The following is a 17,050-nucleotide window of genomic DNA, read 5'->3' as shown; positions in this document are numbered from 1 at the left end:
CATTCCCCCAGGGCACAGGCTCAACAACGGCTCGGTAACCGTGCCTTGACGGACAGTCCGCTGGAAGTGACACACAGGGGTGACATCGGAGATGTCACCCTGATCTGTCACCTCCGCAGCACAGCGCTCAGATGCCAGACTCGCCGCACCCGACGCTCACAGGAAGGACTAGCGATGTCCGACGACCGTCCAAGCTGGGCACGACGCATGGTGGAGGAACGGGCCGCCCGCGGGTGGTCTCAGCTCGAAGCCGTACGGGTGTTGATCGCCTACCTGCCGTCTGATGTTGAGATCGTCGAGCAGGACCTTCTGCGGCAGTGGAAGCGCTGGGAAGCTGGCGAAGTCGAGCCGAAAAAGTACAAGGCGCAGATCGCCAGGACCTTTGGGACGACCACCGGCGCGTTCTTCCCTGAGCGTGGCAAGCGGGACGGCCGGGCCGAGATCATCCAGGTCAGCGGGATGGACACCGTCGACATCATCGCCCGACTCCGCGCCAGCGACGTCGACACCGCCACCCTGGACGCGCTACGGATCACCGCCGACCGGCTGTGCTGCGAGTACGCCTACATGCCCGCCGACCAGCTGCTGGTCGAAGGCAGGGCGTGGCTGGCCCGCGTCGTCGGCCTTCAACACCAGCGGGTGAACCTGGCCCAGCACCGCGAGCTGATCGCGCTGGCAGGCAAGCTCAGCCTGTTGGTCGGCTGCGTCGAGTACGACTCCGGTCGCCCCCGCGACGCCGAGGCGACCCGCCAGGCTGCGCTGATGCTCGGCGCCGAGGCCGGGGAACTCAGCGTCCAGGGGTGGGCGCACGAGATGAGGGCCTGGTTCGCGCTGACCCGGGGTGACTACCGCGGCGTCATCGCGGCCTCCGAGGCCGGCATCTCGGTCGCATCGAACGAGTCGGTTGCGGCGCAGCTCTACGCTCAGAAGGCCAAGGCCTGGGCCAGGCTGGGCGATCGGCAGCAGACCGAGGTCGCTCTCGATCAGGGACGTCTGCTGCTGGAGCGGCTTCCGTACCCGGAGAACATCGAGAACCACTTCGTGGTGGATCCGGCGAAATATGACTTCTACAGGATGGACGCCTACCGCAAGGTCGGCGAAGACAGGCTGGCCGAGCAGCTGGCCAACGAGGTGATCCGGGCCGGCACTGACTTCGATGGCACAGAGCGTGCTCCGATGCGCATCGCCGAGGCCCGAGTCACACTGGGCGTCGTTGCCGCCCGCGACGGGGACCTGGATACAGCCCTGGCCTATGGCGAACGGGCCCTACAAGGCGACCGTCGGTCGCTTCCGTCACTAGCGATGGTCGCCGGCGACCTGGGGCAGGTGCTGCAGAGTCGATTCGGACACGCTAGCGAGGCCATCGAGTTCGTCTGCCACCTCAAGGAGCTGCGAGCAGGCCATTGACGGTGCGTCTGTCCCCCATTCCATCTCACGAGCGGGTAGTGTCAGATCACCAGAGCTTTCGCTATGCCGACACAGCTCACCTGAGAGGGAATGGCATGGCGAGGAAAGCCCACTGAGGGTTTAGGATCAGGTGCTGACCGCAACTGCGGTTGGGGAGTGGAAGCCCCAGCCAGCTAGTTCAGGTCGCAGAAAAGCCAGAGCCCCGTTGCGACCGCGGCGGGGTGGAAGTCCCGCCGGTCTCGGTCACACCCGGGGCTGGCGAGCCAGGAGCTTCGTGGAAGTCGCTCGACTGGCTCGGCACACCTGTTAGGAGGTGGCTCTGTGATTCAGCGTACCTGGAGTTCAGCTCGTCGGCGCAATAGGCCCCGGCCGGTGTCGCGCGGCTCACTGCCGCGCCCGGTCGCTGCGGGCTTCCTTAAGCATGAAGACTTCCAGCTCAGCGGAACTGTCCGCCGGGTTGGGCTTTCCCGTTCGCATGTCGCACCTGCTGTGGGACTAAGCCGTCCGGGTTGTTCCGCGCTCCGCGTTGTCAGGAGCTCGGTGTCCGCAGCGGCCACTTCGCCTGGCCGACTCGGCATGGGGGTGGGGATGACCTAGGCCGCTGTGGCGGCGCCTTCATCCGCTTGTCCTCCTGCCAGGGAGGTATGGCGGTGGCGCCGCCCGGGAGCTCGCCGGCTACCACAACCGGTGACGCGCCCAGATGTTCCTCGTGGGTGACCGCCTCGCCTTGCCGGGCTTGGCCAGTCGACCTGCTGTTCGGTTCTCCCCAGAACCAGAAGAGCCCTAGGGGCCCTTCGTTATGCCTCCATCTAGTGCTTGGAGAGCACCGTCATGATGCAGCACAACGCTGCCAATTTCCAGTCCGGCATGCCCTCGCGCCTGTCAAACCACCTTTATTCGGACGCTCGTCACCTCTGTTACGCAGCGTCACTCTCCTGTGTCCGCAACCGAGTTGCTCGGAGCGGCCGGTGAGCGTGCCCGCGATGTCCCTGCCGGGCCAGCGCTCGGCCAGCACCCAGCCCACCCGCGCCCCCCGCGGCCGTGGGTGGCTTCGTGCTGTCCCGAACCAGGCGGTTTCGCCGGAGGCGCTGCTTCTGGGTGAGCCGATGCGGCTTCGGCTGCAGGCGGCGGTGCACGCCCTGCTGGCGGACGAGTCGGTGGCCGGCCTGCCGGATGCCGCGCGTCTGGCCGCTGTGGTGGTTCTCGCCAAGGGCGCGGTGGAGAGCGGCCGGACCGTGCTCTGGTCCGGCGAGCTCGCCAAGTGGTTGGGCGTGAGCGTCTCCATGGTCAGCCACAAGGTGCTGCCGCCGCTGCGCGCGAAGGGCGCGCTGCGGACCCTGGTGGTCACCAACGACGCCGGCGAGCCGGTGGCGCTCGACCTGAGCCTGGAGCCGGTGGCGCGGCTTCGGCGTGCCCGCGACGTCCGGCACCCGCTCGCGCTGACCCGCTCCGAGCTGGCGACCCTGATGCGGCTGTGCGAGGCGTTGTTCGGTCCGGGCCGCACGCCGAAGGACGCGGCGCCGACCCCGCCCGGTCGGCTCGCCCAGCGCGAGCGGGAGCAGCGGCACGGGGCGGCCAGCGACCGGCTGGCGCTGCTGCTGCTGGTGCTGTCGTGCCGAGAGAACGGCCGGTTGAAGCTGTGCTCCGGCTCCCTGAAGGCCCCGGAGCTGGGCCGGGGTGCGGCCACCCTCGCACTGCTGATGCGCGGCGGGGCGAAGGCAGTCACGCCCGCGGCGGCCGACCGGCTGCTGTCCCGGCTGGAGGGGTACGACGCGGCCGAGGTCGAGCGGGACGAGAACGGGGTGCCGACGGGCCGGGTGACGCTGCTGCCGGTGGCCGAGAGCTACGCGGCGGTGCGTCCGGCGAAGAAGGTCGCGGGCGCGCGTTCGGTTGCCCGGCCGCGGCTGCGGGAGGTCGAGGTGCCGCAGGCTGCTGCGCCGGCGGCCGGTCCGGGGTGCCCGGATACGGAGGCCGTCCAGGAGGCTCCGGCGGGTTCTTCGTTGCCCTCGGTGAGTACCGAAGGAGATCTTGGAAGCCCGGAGGCACTGTCGGAGGCTCCGGCAGGCTCTGGACCTGCGGAAACGCAGGTTGAGGCGGAGGGTGTGGCGGTTTCGGCGAGTGCCGACTTCCACGCTCCCCACGCTCTAGTGGTTACTCCTAGTGGTTTTGCTGACGAAGTGGATGGCTCTTCCGGCGCTTGCGCCGTTGGGGCTGGCCACCGTCGGCCGGAGCGCGCGGGCGCGCGCGAGGACGGCCCGGAGTCCGGCCTGCCCAAGCTGCGGCTCGTCGGGGCTGCGGAGGACCCGCTTCGCGGGGAACAGCCGAACACCCAGCTCGACCAGAACACCCAGGCGCCACAGGGGGTGGCACCGGACCAGCCGGTGCCGTACGTCGGCCTGCCCTCGGACGGCTACCTGGCGCGGGCCCTCTCGCCCGCCGAGGACCTGTGGGTGCGCCTGACCAACCCCTCCACCAGGGACTTCGTGCTCAAGCACGTCCGGACGGCTCTGGACGGCATCGCGGTGTGGACCGGCGTCGACGACGCGCCGGAGGCCCTGGCCGCCCGGCTGGCGTTCCGGCTCAAGCGCCAGCGCAGCCAGGGCAACCCGACCGTCACGGACCCGGTCGGCTGGTTCCTCAAGCGCGGGCTGCCCCAGGAACGGTGGTGCTCGCACCCCGCCTGCGACAACGGCATCCGTGCCGGCAGCGACGCCGACTGCAACTGCGACCTGCGGGTCCAGGACCGGCGTGCCACCCGTCGCGCCGTGATCCGCCAGGTCGTCCAGCAGATGCCGGGCGCGGACTTCGAGCAGCGGCAGGCTCCGATCGAGCAGGCCCTGGCCGAGCACGCCGCACAGCGCGCCGCTGTCCAGGTCGAGACCGAGCGGCGGGCCCGCGAGGAGGCCGCCCGCTGGGAGGCGCAGCGGCCGGAGCGGGAGGCGCGGGCGGCGGCGGCTGAGCGTGCCCGGCTGGCGGTGCCGTGTGCGGACTGCGGCGCCGAGCAGGCCGGCGGGCTGTGCCGGAGCTGCGCCCGTACCCGCGAGATGGCCGAGGTGGAGCGGGAGTGCCTGGTGGTGGCGCTGGCGTTCCTGGCCGACCTGGCCGATGAGTGGTCGGTGCGTCAGGTGCGGGAGGGCCTGGTGGAGCACCTGGCGAGCTCGCGGGAGTTCGCGCGGCGCGGGGCGGTCGATGGTCTGATCGACGGGGCTGGGCAGATCGCCGAGCTCGGCGCGGTCAAGCTGCTGCTGGCCGACTACCGCCAGCTCGCCGTGGAGTGTTTCGCCGGGTCGGAGCGGGCCCGGGCCGAGGCTGATGCCGCGCACGGCGCGGTGATGCGCGCTGCCCACCGCTACCCCAGCAAGGCCGCCGCCCGCGAGCAGGCCCAGGCGGACGCCGAGCAGGCCCGCGACCGGGCCGCCCGTTGGCTGCTGGAGCAGCAGCTCGCCGTGGTCGCGGACTGGCTTGCCCGGACGGAGCCGCAGCCCGCGGCCCCGGCCGTCGGCGAGGCGGGTCGGGGCGCGGTCGGTGCGGACCTGGTTCGGGCGGCGGTGAACGAGCGCCTGGCCGCCGAGCTGGACCGGGAGCTGCGCGCGGCGGTGCGGGAGTGCATCGACATGGCGGTGGCGGCTCGGGCGAGGCTGTCGGTCTACGCCTCGGTCCGCGAGGTGTGGGAGCAGACCCGCCAGGAGGTGCGGCAGGCGCGGGATGAGGCCCGGGCCGGCGCGGCCGAGGACGTGCGGGTGCGGGCCGAGCTGTCGGCGGTGCAGCGGATGATCGCGGCGTACCGCCAGGAGGCGCTGGAGTGGCTGATGGACTCCGACCGGGCGCAGTCCGCGGCGCAGACGGCGTTCGACGCGGAGCTGCGGTTGCGGGCCTACCAGGGCGAGCGGGCCGCGCGGGCCGGGGCCGAGCGGGCGGCGGACGCCGCGTGCCTGCGGGTCGCGGAGCAGGACCTGGCCCGGCTGGTGGCCGAGGTCCAGCGGCGGCGCGAGCGGGCCGGAGCATCGAAGGCCCGGAAGGCTGAACTGTGACGACGTCCCCTCCGGCCGGCCGCCCGCCACCCCGAGCACCAGGAGGAGAGGGCCCACCTGGTCCGCTGGCAGATCCGCACCGCTCGCAGCACGGCCCGCCACGTCCACCCAACCCGTCGAAACGCCGGGGCGGACGGTGGCTGACCGGCCCGTCCGCGCGCCCCACGTTCCGGCGCTCGGCGCAGGCCGCGGTGGTGACCTGCGGCCGGGGCAGGGCGTTGGACCTGCCGTGAATTCTTCACCCGTCCCGCCGCAGACCCACCCGGATCGGCCACACCACCGCCTGGCCGCCCGGCCACTACTGACGCACCATCAAGGCGCAGCACTCCGCGATCTCCTGGCCTGGGTTTTCGCACGCCGCCTGCCAGACTCTGAGGCCCAGCTCCTCGCCGTGGCCACGGCGATGCGGAGCGGATCCGGCGTCTTCCGCGAGGACGTGGCCGCGCTGAACCTGGACAACCCGCGGGCAGCCGTCGCGGCACTGAGGGCAGCCGGCTGGCGGGCCGGAACGCCGGCCACCCAGGGAGCGCGATCGTCCCCCGTTCTGACCGTGCCCCAACTTCCCGACTGGGTCGACCACCTGCTGCCGCCGCAGCAAGCCGGGCGCACCTGGGTCGGCGATTGGGCCGCCCAGGTGCTGAACGCCGCGCCGGTCGCAGGGCTCTCCACCCCGGCGCGGTTGGCCGCTCTGGCCCTCGCCGCGCACTGCTCCGCGTCTCGGGTTGGGGTTGTCCCGCTCGGGCTCCCCGGCCCCTGCCGGGCCGCGCTGCCAGAGCTCGCCGAGAGCGGCTTCGGGGTCGAGCTTCCGAAGTACCGCTGGCTCCTGAACGTCGACTTCGCGCACCTGGTCGGCCAGCGCCCGCGGACCTGGAAGGAGAAGGCAGCGGGCCGGAAGGCGCAGCGGGACCGCAAGAAGGCGAAGTTGCGGGGGTTCCGGTACGACTCCGACGCCTGGAAGGTCTGGAGGGACTCGGCGTCTCCCGCGCTGCAGCGGCACATCCACGCGGTCGAGTCGTGCCCGCTGTGCCTGTATCCGCGGGCCCTGGTGGCGGAAGGCTTCATGCCCACCCCGCCCCGGCCCTGCACCGAGGACACCGAAGCTGCCCACTGCCGGTGGGCGAGTGACCACCCGGACGCCGGACGGACCGCCGCCGAGGCCACCGTGGTCTTCCGGGCCCGCCACGGCCACGGCCCCTCCTACTCGCAGCTCTGCCAGGCGGTCGGCTGGCAGGTCCGCAGGCCGATGCGGCAGCGCATCGTCGTGGGTCTGTTGGAGGAGGGCTGGCTGACCGAGACCGCACCGGTGCCGTGGACACTGCGCCCCGGGCCGCTGGCACAGAGCCACGGAGTCGTCCTGCCCCCGTCACGCACCCCCGCTCAGGCCGGCCGGGCGCGGTTCACGGACGCGGTGCCCAGCCCGGCGGGGTGAGGGCCGTGTCGGCCAGGATCCGGGCGACCGTGGCTTCCAGCGTGCTGTCCTCGCCGATGACGTGTTCGATGCCGCCGGGCAGGAGGTCCAGCGGCCGGTACCAGTCGGCCATCTGCTCGGCGCTCACCTCGGCGGACAGCGGCCGGGTCGCGTGCCGGCGCACCGTCTCGTCGAAGCCGACGTCCAGGAAGTAGAGGAAGCTGCGCCCGCGGTGGGCGGCGACCAGGTCGGTGAGCATCGCGCCGTACCGGTCGGCGTCGAGAATGCCCTCGACGACGGTGTGGAAGCCGGAATCGAGTGCGTGCCGGGCCACCAGGCCGATCAAGGGGATGTTCGCTCCGCCGGCGACGTCCCGCTCGCGGAGCACCTCCCGGCGCAGTTGGTCCTGCCCGACGATCGCCAGGCCGCGGCCGTAGGCGGAGCGGATCCGGGCGGCGGTGCTGGACTTCCCTGCGCCGCTGGGTCCGCGCACCACCACCAGCACTGTGTCGGTGTTGCCCGTCCCGGCCCCGGCGGCGGGGGGCTTGTCCATGCTGTCGTCCACCATGGCGACCGTACCCACGGCCGGGCCTGGTGACTCAGCCGGGCTGATTGTTCGATGGCTGGAGCGACCCTCGGCCGCTGCGGGCCGCGCCAGGTGGTCGGGCCGTCGGCTCGCTTCGGTTGCGGGCGTTGGCCGGATGTCGTGAACGCCGAAGGTCGGCTGGGCGCCTGCGGCAGACTGTCGGCATGACCTCAGGGCTGCTGCGGATGCACCGGCGATTCCACACCTACGTCTACCGGGCGACTCGGAGCCGGGACGACCGCCGGTGGGGCGGCTGGATCTGGTGGGGTGTCGTCACCGTGGTGCTCTGCGTCGTGGCCGGGTGGACGACGTCGAAGGCGGGGCTGCTCCTGGGCCTGGGCGAGGCCGGCTTGCAGCGCCTCGCGCTGTTCACCAGGATCGGGGCGCTCGTCGGATCGAGCATGTGGCTGCTCTTCGAGCCGGGCGCCCAGTCCCCCCGCGTTGTGGCGGTCACGGCCGGCTGCGTTTTCACGGTCATGGTGGTCCTGATGGTCCTGCTGGTCTGAGCACGTCTTCTGTCGGCGTTCGGCACCGGGTGGGCTCGACGCCGCCGCAATCCGGAACCGCCCGCCGCCACGCCGTCGCCTGCGTACCGCGCGACGGACCGGGCCGCGCGGAGCCGCGCTTCGGGGTCGAACTCCGTCATCCGGTGAGCAGCCAGGACCTGTTGGCGATCACCTGTGCGACGAACTGCCGGACGTGCTCCGCGCAGGGGTCGGGTGCGCCGGTGGAGGCGAAGGCCTGGGCGAAGTTCTCTGTGTCGAGGAGTCCCTGCCGGTCCAGGTCGGTGAGGATGGCGCGGGCCTGGACGGCGGACCTGACGCTGTAGCCGGACGGGGTGCTGGTGAGGGCGGCGATGCGTTCTGCTGCCCGCTGGATGGTGAGCTCCTGGTCGGCGTTGGGTCTCATGGGGCCTCCGTGGCTGGTGGGTGCCTCACCTTCCACCGCGGGAGGCGTCAGGGCAAGCGTTTTTGCAGGTCAACGCTCCAGGACTTTCGCAGGGCCGAAGATCTGGCAGACGTGACGAAAGTGGCCGTACCGCGTTGAGAGGGATGAATCGGCACGGGACGGGGCAGGTATGGGCAAGAAGACGCAGCGGAAGCGGTCGGAGGAGGCCCGGGCGCGGGCTGCTGAGTGGCTGCTGCGGCGGCGGCTGGTGGTGGTGGAGGAACACCGGGCCCGGGCTGCCGCGCGTCAGGAGCGGGGTGCTGGGGTGGTGCCGGTGGACCCGAACGTCGTGGGCAGGGAGCGGGCCCGGGCTGCCGTAGCCGCGCGGTGGGCATCCCGGGAGGCGGGATGCTGACGGCGGCCGGTGCAGGGGTGGGCTGGTGTCGCCTCTGCCGAAGGTTCCGGCGGCGGCTGGCCGGCACGGCCGTGCCTTCGTCGGCGATCGTCCGGCGAGAGGTGGCAGGTCTGCGCCCGCCGCCTCCGAGGCCGTTCCCGTGACGGCGGGGAGGACGGCCATCGCCGGCTCCGGTGAGCGAGGCGCTGTGGGCGCCGGGCGGCGGACCGTGAGGCGGGGTGGTGACCTGGTGGGTCCGCGGGAGGGGCCGTCGTTCTCAGAGTTGATGTGCTGGTTGTCGGCGGGTACCGCTACGGTATCGCTGAACGTAGCCGAGCGGTCACGGATGGGGTGAACTGTGCCTTGCAGCGGGAGATTCTGAGGGCGTTCCGGTTCGCCCTGGATCCGACTGGCCATCAGCTCGCGGAGCTCGCGCGGTACGCGGGTGCGGCGCGGTGGGCGTTCAACCACGCGCTGGCGGCGAAGGTCGCCGCGCACCAGGAGTGGCGGTCCCAGGTCGACACGTTGGTCGGCTCCGGTGTGGAGCCGGTAGCCGCGCGGAGGCAGGTGAAGGTGCCGCTGCCGAACAGCGCCGCGGTGCAGAAGGCGTGGACCCAGGCCAGGGGTGACTCCCGTGCCGGTACGGACGGGGTGTGTCCGTGGTTTCACGAGGTCAATTCGTATTGCTTCCAGTCGGCCTTCCGGGACGCGGACGCCGCGTGGAAGAACTGGCTGGACTCGCTGAAGGGTGCGCGAGCGGGGCGGAGGGTCGGCTACCCGCGGTTCAAGAAGAAGGGCCGCTGCCGGGACAGCTTCCGCCTGCCCCACGACGTGAAGAAGCCGGGCATCCGGCTGGTCGGGTACCGGCGGCTGCGGCTGCCGAAGCTCGGCGAGGTGCGGCTGCACGACTCCGGCAAGCGCCTGGCCCGGCTCGTTGACCGGGGTCAGGCCGTGGTGCAGTCCGTCACCGTCTCCCGCAGCGGGCACCGCTGGTACGCCTCCGTCCTGGTGAAGGTCCAGCAGGAAGTGCCCGACACTCCGACCCGGCGGCAGGCCGAGCGCGGCACGGTCGGCGTCGACCTCGGCGTCAAAGTCACCGCCGCGCTCTCCCAGCCCCTGAACCCCGACGACCCCGCCACCGACCTCATCGCCAACCCCCGCCACCTGCGCAAAGCCGCCAAACGCCTGGCCAAGGCCCAACGCGCGCTGTCCCGAGCCCAGAAGGGCTCGAAGAGGAGGGAGAAGGCGAAGCGCCGGGTGGCCCGGCTGCACCACGACGTCGCCGTCCGCCGCGCAGGCGGTATCCACGAGCTGACCAAGCAACTCACCACCAGGTTCGCGGTCGTCGCGGTGGAGGACCTCAATGTGACGGGGATGACCGCGTCGGCGCGCGGCACCACGGAGCGGCCCGGCCGGAAGGTGCCACAGAAGGCCGGCCTGAACCGGTCCGTCCTCGACGTCGCGCCGGCCGAGGTCCGGCGCCAACTCACCTACAAGACTTCCTGGTACGGGTCCACACTGGCGGTCTGCGACCGCTGGTTTCCCTCCAGCAAGACCTGCTCGGCCTGCGGAGAGCAAAATCCACGCCTCACGCTCGCCGACCGGGAGTACCACTGCGGGCACTGCGGCCTGAGTCTGGACCGCGACATCAACGCGGCCCGCAACATCGCAGTCCACGCCCGTCCCGTACCACCCACCGCCCCTGGTAGAGGGGCGGCCTCTCGCAAGGAGGACGCCCGTGGAGCGCACGTAAGACCGGCAGTCCTCCGGGGCCGTCGGCAGAGCGCGATGAAACGGGAAGACAGCCGGCCGCCCGGCCAGCTGCCACCCCAGCGGAGCGATCCGCTGGCGCTCCCACTCACGCACAACCAGCCGACGCTCTTCTAAACCAGCAGGTCAAGAAGCGTCCGGCCCGCGCGTGCAGGGAGCGACCCACACCCTTGCATCACGACCCGACGGACCGCAGGTCCGGCCCGCGCGTGCAGGGAGCGACCCTGTGACGATGTCCAGCTCGTTCCCCTCCGTCCGGTCCGGCCCGCGCGTGCAGGGAGCGACCCGAACACCTCTCCGTACGGCGTCCGCCAGCACGACCGGGGGCGCCACGACGCGCAGGAAGGCTTCATGGGCAGCAAGAGGAAGACCGGGCAGCGGCGCAGCGGCAACCCTTCCGTGCGTGACGGTGCCCGCGGTGCGGTCACGGTGCCGCGCCAGGCTGTCGAGGCGGGCATCGCCCTCCTGGGCCAGGGACGGGTCGACGTCAACCTCGGCACTGGAGTGTGCTTCCCCGGCGTGATGTTCGACTTCGCGAAGGTGTTCCCCCGGGAACGGGAACGCGATGTCCGCGACGGGTGGGGCTACAGCATCGAACTGCCGGCCGTCCTCGACCTCCTGGACCTGGTCCAGGACGGCCGGGCCGACCCCGCCCAGGCCCGGGAACTGCTCCTGCGCGCGGCCCGCGAACTGTACGTCCCGTTCGAGGCCTACACCTTTGAGGACGAGGGCGACCTGGAGGTCCGCTGCTGGCAGGACCCCCGCGACTGCCCCGTCTGCCGAGCGCACCGCGACTGGTTCGAGGGCGAGCTCGACGCCGCGGACGACCTGTGGGCCCGGTATTCGAAGCCGGAGGCGTACCCCTTCATCGCCGGCCGCAGCGGCCTGCACGAGGTGACCTGTTCGGTTGTCCGGCGCGCTATGCCGCAGGCCTACGCCCGTCCGGCCGGGGACGCCTACACCACCGAGCTGCGCCGGTACGCGCACTCGGTCGACCGTCACAGCGGCCACTCCGACCTGGAGTACGACCGGAACTACCCGCGTTGGAAGGCGATGGACGCCGCGGAGGCCCGCGTCTGGATGGCCGAGCGCACCGGTCCGAAGGGCGGCCGTGCCTACAAGACCTGCGGCCGCTGCGCCCCGACCCCCTGAATCCTGGACGGGTTCCCGCCCGGGACAGACCCGTCGGCCCTTACTGCGTGCGGGAGCGGGTCCCCGCAGCACGTGACGAGAGAGCACGAGGAAACCCACCATGGCGCAGCCCCCGGCGACGGTGGACGGCATCGTCGAGCGGATCCTGTACGTCGGCAGCAACGGCTTCACCGCCCTGCGGCTGGGCCTGGAGGGCGGGCAGAGCCTCACCGCCAAGGGTGAGATCCTCGTCGGTGTCCAGCCCGGCGAGACGCTCCAGCTCACCGGCACCCACGCCCAGCACCCCTCGCACGGGCCGGAGTTCCACGCGGTGGAGTGCCGCTACGTCGAGCCGGCCACCATCCACGCGATCCGCAAGTACCTCGCCTCCGGCCTGGTGCGCGGCATCGGGCCGAAGCTGGCCGACGCCATCGTCGACCACTTCAAGCTGGACACCCTGCAGGTCATCGACACCACCCCCGAGCGGCTGCGGGAGGTTCACCTGATCGGGGACGCCCGCTACGCCGGCATCGTTGAGGCCTGGCAGGTTCACCAGGAGATCCGCCAGCTGATGGTGCTTCTGCAGAGCGCCGGGATCTCCCCTAGCCACGCGCCCCGGATTGCCCACCACTTCCGCGTGGAGCGGCAGGAGGCCCACGACGTCGCCGACGTGCTGGAGATCGTCCAGGAGGCTCCGTACCGGCTCACTGAGGTCTTCCGGATCGGGTTCGCCACGGCCGACAAGCTCGCCCTCGCGCTCGGCTGGCCGGAGCGCAGCCCTGCACGGCTGCAGGCCGCCCTGGTCCACACCCTTGAGGACTCCGCCCGCCGCGACGGCCAGAGCTTCCTCTACGCCACCGAGCTGTTCCGCCAGACCGTGGAGAACCTGCGCGACGAGAGCCTGGGTGACCTTCTGCCGGCCCAGCTCGACGTCCTCGCCGCCGAACGCCGGGTCGTCCTCCAGGACCTGCCCCACCGCGGCCGGCTGCGTCCGGCGGTGTTCACCCCGCGCCTGCACGCGGCGGAGACCTCGGTGGCCTCGCGCATCGCCCGGCTGCGCGCCACCACGACGCGCCTGGGCGCCTTGCGTCCGTGGCGCAAGGGTCCGCTGCCGCTGTTGGACAGCGCCAGCCGGCTCACCGAGGAGCAGGAGGCGGCCGTGCTGATGGCCGTCACCGAGCCCGTGTCCGTGCTGACCGGCGGCCCCGGCTGCGGGAAGTCCTTCACCGTAAAGGCGATCCTCGACCTCGTCGAAGCGGTCGGCGGCCGGGTCGGCCTGGCCGCGCCCACCGGCCGCGCCGCCAAGCGCCTGCAGGAGATCACGGGCCGCCCGGCCGGCACCGTGCACCGGATGATCGGCAAGCCGCGGGAAGAGGACACCGGGCCGCTGAGCCTCTTCGACGCCTACGACCCCCTGGAGGCCGACCTGGTGGTCATCGATGAGGCGTCCATGCTGGACGTGGCGCTGTTCGACCGGCTCCTGGGCAAACTCGCTCCCGGAGTCCACCTTCTGCTGGTCGGCGACGTCCACCAGCTGCCGAGCGTCGGCGCCGGCCAGGTCCTGAGCGACCTCCTGTCGGTGCCCGAGGTCCCCAGGACCCAGCTTGGCACGATCTTCCGCCAGGACGGGGCCAGCACCATCCCCCTCAACGCCCAGCGGATCAACCGTGGCGAGGTCACCCGCAGCGGCGGCGAGTTCTGGTTCCTGCCGGTGCCGGACCACCAGATCACCGACACCGTCGTCGACCTCGTCACCCGGCGCCTGCCCGGCACGTACAAGGTGGGGCCGGGTGACGTCCAGGTCCTGGCTCCCGCGACCAAGGGCCCGGCCGGAACCCGCGACCTCGCCCTGGCCGTCCAGGCCGCCGTCAACCCCCACCAGGACGGCGGACCCCAGCACTTCGCCGACGGCCGGCCCTTCCGCCTGAAGGACCGGGTCATCGCCATCCGCAACGACCCGCGCAAGGGCGTCCTCAACGGCACCACCGGCACCGTCACCGCGATCGACGACAAGGAACGCCGGCTCCACGTCACCATGGACGACCAGGTGACCGCCGTCTACGGATACGAGGAACTCGACGAGCTCCTGCACGCCTACGCCATCACCGTCCACCGCTCCCAGGGCAGCGAGTACCCGATCGTCGTCGTCCCGCTCACCATGGGCGCCTCGTACCTGCTCCTGCGCCGCAACCTGCTTTACACCGCGGTCACCCGCGCCCGACGGATCGTCGTCGTCATCGGTGACCCGGACGCCCTCGCCTCGGCGATCAAGCGGCCGGCCGATCCCCGGAACTCCTCGCTCGCCCCAAGGCTCCACGAGGCCCTGACCGGCAGCACGGTCCTGCCCCGCCCCACCCGCCATCCCGACGGGCAGGCCACCCTGTGCTGACCCGCCCGCTTCCCGGGTCCGGTTCGGCGATCATTCCTTCTGGCCCGCTCGGGTGCCACGGGCCGGACCCGGCGGGCAGGCCGGTCCCCAGCCGGTTTGGGGGCGCATCCCGTAGGTGATGAGGTGGAACTCCGGCTGCGGGCCGGTCCGCCGTCCCCGGCCGGCGGCCGCATCGAGGCCGGCTTCGTCAGAGCAGCACACGGGCTTGATGATGGGCCGCGCTCCCCTGAACGCTGCGCGGAGCTGCCGTCGTGGGCCGGCCTGGAGCTGGGCCCGCATCCTGTGGGGTACGGTCCGCGGCAGGTTATGCGCCGAGGAAGAGCTGGGGAAGCCGGCCGACCACCTCCAGTGCCGACTTGTAGTTCGTCCGGGCCTGCTTCACGGAGCGGATGTCGGTGACCAGCTCGTCGTACAGCTCGCGGGCGTCCTTGCCCCGGGCCTGGCACTTCGCGCTGAGCGCGCCCTCCGCCGCTTCGACGGCGCTCCTGGTCGACCAGCTGGCCTTGGTCACCCGGAGCAGTTCTGCGGCTTGATGGGAGCAGGGCAGGCAGACCTGCAGGTCCTCGATGGTGGCCAGTACTTCGTCGTCGCGGACGAGGTCCAGGATCTGGCCCTGGAAGAAGTCGTCGCGGCCCCGGCGGTTCTCCAGCACGCACGCGTCGAGGAACGCGGCGCCCGCTGCCCGGGCTACGTAGACCCCGTCGTGCAGACGGTACTCGGCATCGTCGAGGCTCTTCGGTACGACCCAGACGCACAACTCACCGTCGCGTTCGTGCAGGACGTGCCAGTGCGGCTGTACGGACAGCCGGTGGCAGCACTTCGGGTCGACGACGTACCCCCAGGGCTTGCCGCGCAGCGTGCAGTCGTCGTCCAGCAGGCTCTGGTGCTGCAGTTGGCTGTAGATCGTCTTGGGCATCCGCTTGCCGTTGACGGTCAGGACCTGGATGGTGACGGCGGCTTCTTCGGTGGCGAGCTCCATGCCAGGAGAACGGCGGACCGGTGGCGGGCGAAGCGGTACCTGCCGGCGTTTCCCGCGTTTGGCCCATCCAGGTGACGCAGGTCCGGCGGGCGCGGGCGGTCCGGCGCCCCGCCGCGGCGGCCGCGGCCGGGACGGCCGGCCTGTGCGGGCGCGTCGCCCTGGAGCGTGTTGAACCGCCTTCAGTGCTGCACGCCAGGCGTGAAAATCACGCGCGAACAGCAAAAGGCGCACGAGGGATGGAAAAACTGAACCCCGGGGGGTAGTGTTTGCTGTGCCGGGAGAGATTCGGCTCCCCCGGCACAGCACTGGCCGAGTGCCGACGTCCTACCGCCGGCACGGGCCAAGCCAGGAGGCTACGCCATGACGACGCGCATCGAGGTCCGGGTCCGCCCGGTCACCGGGGACGCCGAACTCCACCACCGCTACGAGAACGAGAGGGAGCCCCAGCAGCCCTACGTCGAGCTCGGACTCCAGGACGGGATCCTCCTCGCCTCCTACGACGCGCAGGTCGGCTCCGCCACCCCGGGATCGGTCCGATACGGCCTCGACCTGCGCTGGGACATCCCCGCGCTGACCGCCGGGCCGGCCAACGAGCTGCTGGAGCGGATCCGCCCGGCCGCCCAGCGGCTGCTCGACGGCTCCGAGGTCCACTTCGACGGCCAGAACCACGTCGGACACCTCGTCACCGACGACGCCCGCGCCGCCTACGACGAGATCGAGGCCCTGTGCCGGGCCGCCAGGGACAGCACGGCCGGTGTCCTGGAGGTGTGGAGCACCGACAGCATCGGCATGCTCTGGACCGCGGAGGAGGCCGGCGTCACCGCCGGCACCACCGACGCCCAGCTCCTGGAGATCGGGGCCCGCCTCACCCGCGAGTTCCGCGAGAGCATGGACACCGGCCCCCTGGTGATCGACGGCCTGAACGCCCACCTGCGAGACCTGCGCGACACCCTCGCCCGGACCCCGGACGAGGACTGACGGCGCGCGGGCCGAGCCGGCCCGCGCGCCACCCCGAGAATCGGAGCCCGCTTTGAGCACCACCGCCGAACCCGACTGGCTCACCGTTGTCCGCGAAGTCGACGACGGACACGAGTACCTGCGGAAGAAGGCGGAGGAGAGCTCCGACCGGCGCGCGGCCGCCATCGCCGGCGCCGCCGCAGCCCTCGGCCGCGGTGGCCGGGACGAGGTCGCCGAGCAGCTCGGCGGCGCCTCCGTCCGCACCGTGGACAAGGCCATCGCCCGCGCCAAGCGGGGCCGCCCCTACAGCAGCCTGCCCGTCGACCTGGCCGAACGGCTCCTCGCCCTGGAGCTCGCGGACCTCGAACCCTTGCCCGCCGACTGGTGGACGGCCATCGCCCACCTCGCCCGCGGCACCGCCGCCGACAGCACCTGGCTCGACGACCCCGCCGAGCGCCTGGCGAGCCTCCTGGAGGACGCCGCCCGCACACGCGGCAGCCGGGTCGTCCTCGGCCCGATCACCGCCGCCGTCCGCACCTTCAACCGCCCCCAGGCCCTCGCCGTCCTCGAAGCGATCCGGCAGAACAACATCGAATCCCTCCCCACCAGGCGCTAGCCCGGCGGCGGACCCGAACTGCCGCGCCCCGCCGGGGCAATCCACCGACAGCACGTTCGTCCCTACACAGCAGGAGTAGTCATGGAACTGCGAATCGCCATGCAGGCCGGAGGGGCGATCGAGTTCGGGCGCCTGACCACCGGCAAGACCCTCGGCCCGGACGCGACGGCCCAGCAGGTCAGCACGGTGCTCCAGCGCGCGCTCCTGGAGGTCGAGCGCCGCGCGAGCGACCCGGACACCGTCACCAAGGGCCGGTACGTCGTCATCCTGCAGGACCCGGCCGTGCTCGACCCCGAGCAGAGGAACCAGGTCGACGCGATCAACCGGCGCGGCACCGCGGTCGACGTCCGCGTCATGGTGATGACCGGAACCCCGGGCGCCGCCCCCGCCTGAGCGGCAAGGCGCGGGCGCGGAACCGGACCGTCCGGCGGGGGGGGCGCGGCGCCGGCCAGCACCCCCCCGCGCCCCCCCCCCCCCCCCCCCCCCCCCCCCCC

General features: G+C 72.0%; 13 protein-coding genes. 10 read left to right on the top strand and 3 right to left on the bottom strand.

The annotated features are described in order from the left end of the window. The first annotated feature begins 174 nt into the window (after positions 1–174). From ABT093_RS36840 to ABT093_RS36830, 3 genes are all read left to right on the top strand, one after another. A complete protein-coding gene (locus ABT093_RS36840; RefSeq protein ID WP_350571746.1) occupies positions 175–1,407 on the top strand; it encodes an NsdA family TPR-like regulatory protein in 1,233 nt (410 codons plus the stop codon). Between the two features lie 1,106 nt (positions 1,408–2,513). Then, entirely contained in the window at positions 2,514–5,438 is a 2,925-nt protein-coding gene (locus ABT093_RS36835; protein WP_350571745.1) for a coiled-coil domain-containing protein, read from the top strand. A gap of 391 nt (positions 5,439–5,829) precedes the next feature. Beyond that, positions 5,830–6,867 (top strand): hypothetical protein, encoded by a 1,038-nt coding sequence (locus ABT093_RS36830; RefSeq protein ID WP_350571744.1) that lies wholly within the window; start codon positions 5,830–5,832, stop codon positions 6,865–6,867. Here ABT093_RS36830 and ABT093_RS36825 read toward each other — a convergent pair. Continuing rightward, the gene (locus tag ABT093_RS36825) at positions 6,836–7,414 is read right to left on the bottom strand and encodes a P-loop NTPase family protein (RefSeq protein ID WP_350571743.1); all 579 of its coding nucleotides are present in this window, start codon (positions 7,412–7,414) and stop codon (positions 6,836–6,838) included. The genes ABT093_RS36830 and ABT093_RS36825 overlap by 32 nt on opposite strands. Before the next feature lie 182 nt (positions 7,415–7,596). Here ABT093_RS36825 and ABT093_RS36820 point away from each other — a divergent pair, with 182 nt between their 5' ends. Next, a complete protein-coding gene (locus tag ABT093_RS36820; RefSeq protein WP_350571742.1) occupies positions 7,597–7,938 on the top strand; it encodes a hypothetical protein in 342 nt (113 codons plus the stop codon). Between the two features lie 136 nt (positions 7,939–8,074). On the opposite strand, the gene ABT093_RS36815 is transcribed toward ABT093_RS36820, so the two are convergent. Next, positions 8,075–8,341, bottom strand: coding sequence for a hypothetical protein (locus tag ABT093_RS36815; protein WP_350571740.1), 267 nt, complete (start codon positions 8,339–8,341; stop codon positions 8,075–8,077). 661 nt (positions 8,342–9,002) lie between these two features. Between ABT093_RS36815 and ABT093_RS36810 the strand changes: the two genes are divergently transcribed. The 3 genes from ABT093_RS36810 to recD2 all read left to right on the top strand — a co-directional run bounded on the left by ABT093_RS36810 (position 9,003) and on the right by recD2 (position 14,004). Continuing rightward, positions 9,003–10,601: an RNA-guided endonuclease InsQ/TnpB family protein gene (locus ABT093_RS36810; RefSeq protein WP_350571739.1), complete on the top strand. Its 1,599-nt coding sequence runs from the start codon at positions 9,003–9,005 to the stop codon at positions 10,599–10,601. A gap of 234 nt (positions 10,602–10,835) precedes the next feature. Then, entirely contained in the window at positions 10,836–11,636 is an 801-nt protein-coding gene (locus tag ABT093_RS36805) for a hypothetical protein (RefSeq protein WP_350571738.1), read from the top strand. Positions 11,637–11,736: 100 nt separating this feature from the next. Then, complete coding sequence (gene recD2 / locus ABT093_RS36800) at positions 11,737–14,004, top strand: SF1B family DNA helicase RecD2 (RefSeq protein ID WP_350571737.1); 2,268 nt, start codon at positions 11,737–11,739, stop codon at positions 14,002–14,004. Positions 14,005–14,308: 304 nt separating this feature from the next. On the opposite strand, the gene ABT093_RS36795 is transcribed toward recD2, so the two are convergent. Beyond that, complete coding sequence (locus ABT093_RS36795) at positions 14,309–14,983, bottom strand: hypothetical protein (RefSeq protein ID WP_350571735.1); 675 nt, start codon at positions 14,981–14,983, stop codon at positions 14,309–14,311. 360 nt (positions 14,984–15,343) lie between these two features. Between ABT093_RS36795 and ABT093_RS36790 the strand changes: the two genes are divergently transcribed. The 3 genes from ABT093_RS36790 (at position 15,344) to ABT093_RS36780 (ending at position 16,949) form a co-directional block, all read left to right on the top strand. Beyond that, on the top strand, positions 15,344–15,961 hold the full coding sequence (locus ABT093_RS36790; protein ID WP_350571734.1) for a hypothetical protein: 618 nt from the start codon (positions 15,344–15,346) through the stop codon (positions 15,959–15,961). A 52-nt stretch (positions 15,962–16,013) separates the two neighbouring features. Beyond that, complete coding sequence (locus ABT093_RS36785) at positions 16,014–16,556, top strand: hypothetical protein (protein ID WP_350571733.1); 543 nt, start codon at positions 16,014–16,016, stop codon at positions 16,554–16,556. Between the two features lie 81 nt (positions 16,557–16,637). After that, positions 16,638–16,949 (top strand): hypothetical protein, encoded by a 312-nt coding sequence (locus ABT093_RS36780; RefSeq protein ID WP_350571732.1) that lies wholly within the window; start codon positions 16,638–16,640, stop codon positions 16,947–16,949. The last annotated feature ends 101 nt before the right edge of the window (positions 16,950–17,050 follow it).

The sequence above is a fragment of the Kitasatospora sp. NPDC002551 genome (assembly GCF_040296005.1).
Taxonomy (GTDB): domain Bacteria; phylum Actinomycetota; class Actinomycetes; order Streptomycetales; family Streptomycetaceae; genus Kitasatospora.
This window is presented reverse-complemented; position numbering and strand designations above follow the sequence as displayed.

Bases quoted from the DNA above. Each gene is read 5' to 3' on its own strand.
- ABT093_RS36795 (WP_350571735.1), bottom strand. From the start codon at position 14,983: ATGGAGCTCGCCACCGAAGAAGCCGCCGTCACCATCCAGGTCCTGACC.
- ABT093_RS36825 (WP_350571743.1), bottom strand. From the start codon at position 7,414: ATGGTGGACGACAGCATGGACAAGCCCCCCGCCGCCGGGGCCGGGACG.
- ABT093_RS36835 (WP_350571745.1), top strand. From the start codon at position 2,514: ATGCGGCTTCGGCTGCAGGCGGCGGTGCACGCCCTGCTGGCGGACGAG.
- ABT093_RS36815 (WP_350571740.1), bottom strand. From the start codon at position 8,341: ATGAGACCCAACGCCGACCAGGAGCTCACCATCCAGCGGGCAGCAGAA.
- ABT093_RS36790 (WP_350571734.1), top strand. From the start codon at position 15,344: ATGACGACGCGCATCGAGGTCCGGGTCCGCCCGGTCACCGGGGACGCC.
- ABT093_RS36820 (WP_350571742.1), top strand. From the start codon at position 7,597: ATGACCTCAGGGCTGCTGCGGATGCACCGGCGATTCCACACCTACGTC.
- ABT093_RS36840 (WP_350571746.1), top strand. From the start codon at position 175: ATGTCCGACGACCGTCCAAGCTGGGCACGACGCATGGTGGAGGAACGG.
- ABT093_RS36805 (WP_350571738.1), top strand. From the start codon at position 10,836: ATGGGCAGCAAGAGGAAGACCGGGCAGCGGCGCAGCGGCAACCCTTCC.
- recD2 (WP_350571737.1), top strand. From the start codon at position 11,737: ATGGCGCAGCCCCCGGCGACGGTGGACGGCATCGTCGAGCGGATCCTG.
- ABT093_RS36780 (WP_350571732.1), top strand. From the start codon at position 16,638: ATGGAACTGCGAATCGCCATGCAGGCCGGAGGGGCGATCGAGTTCGGG.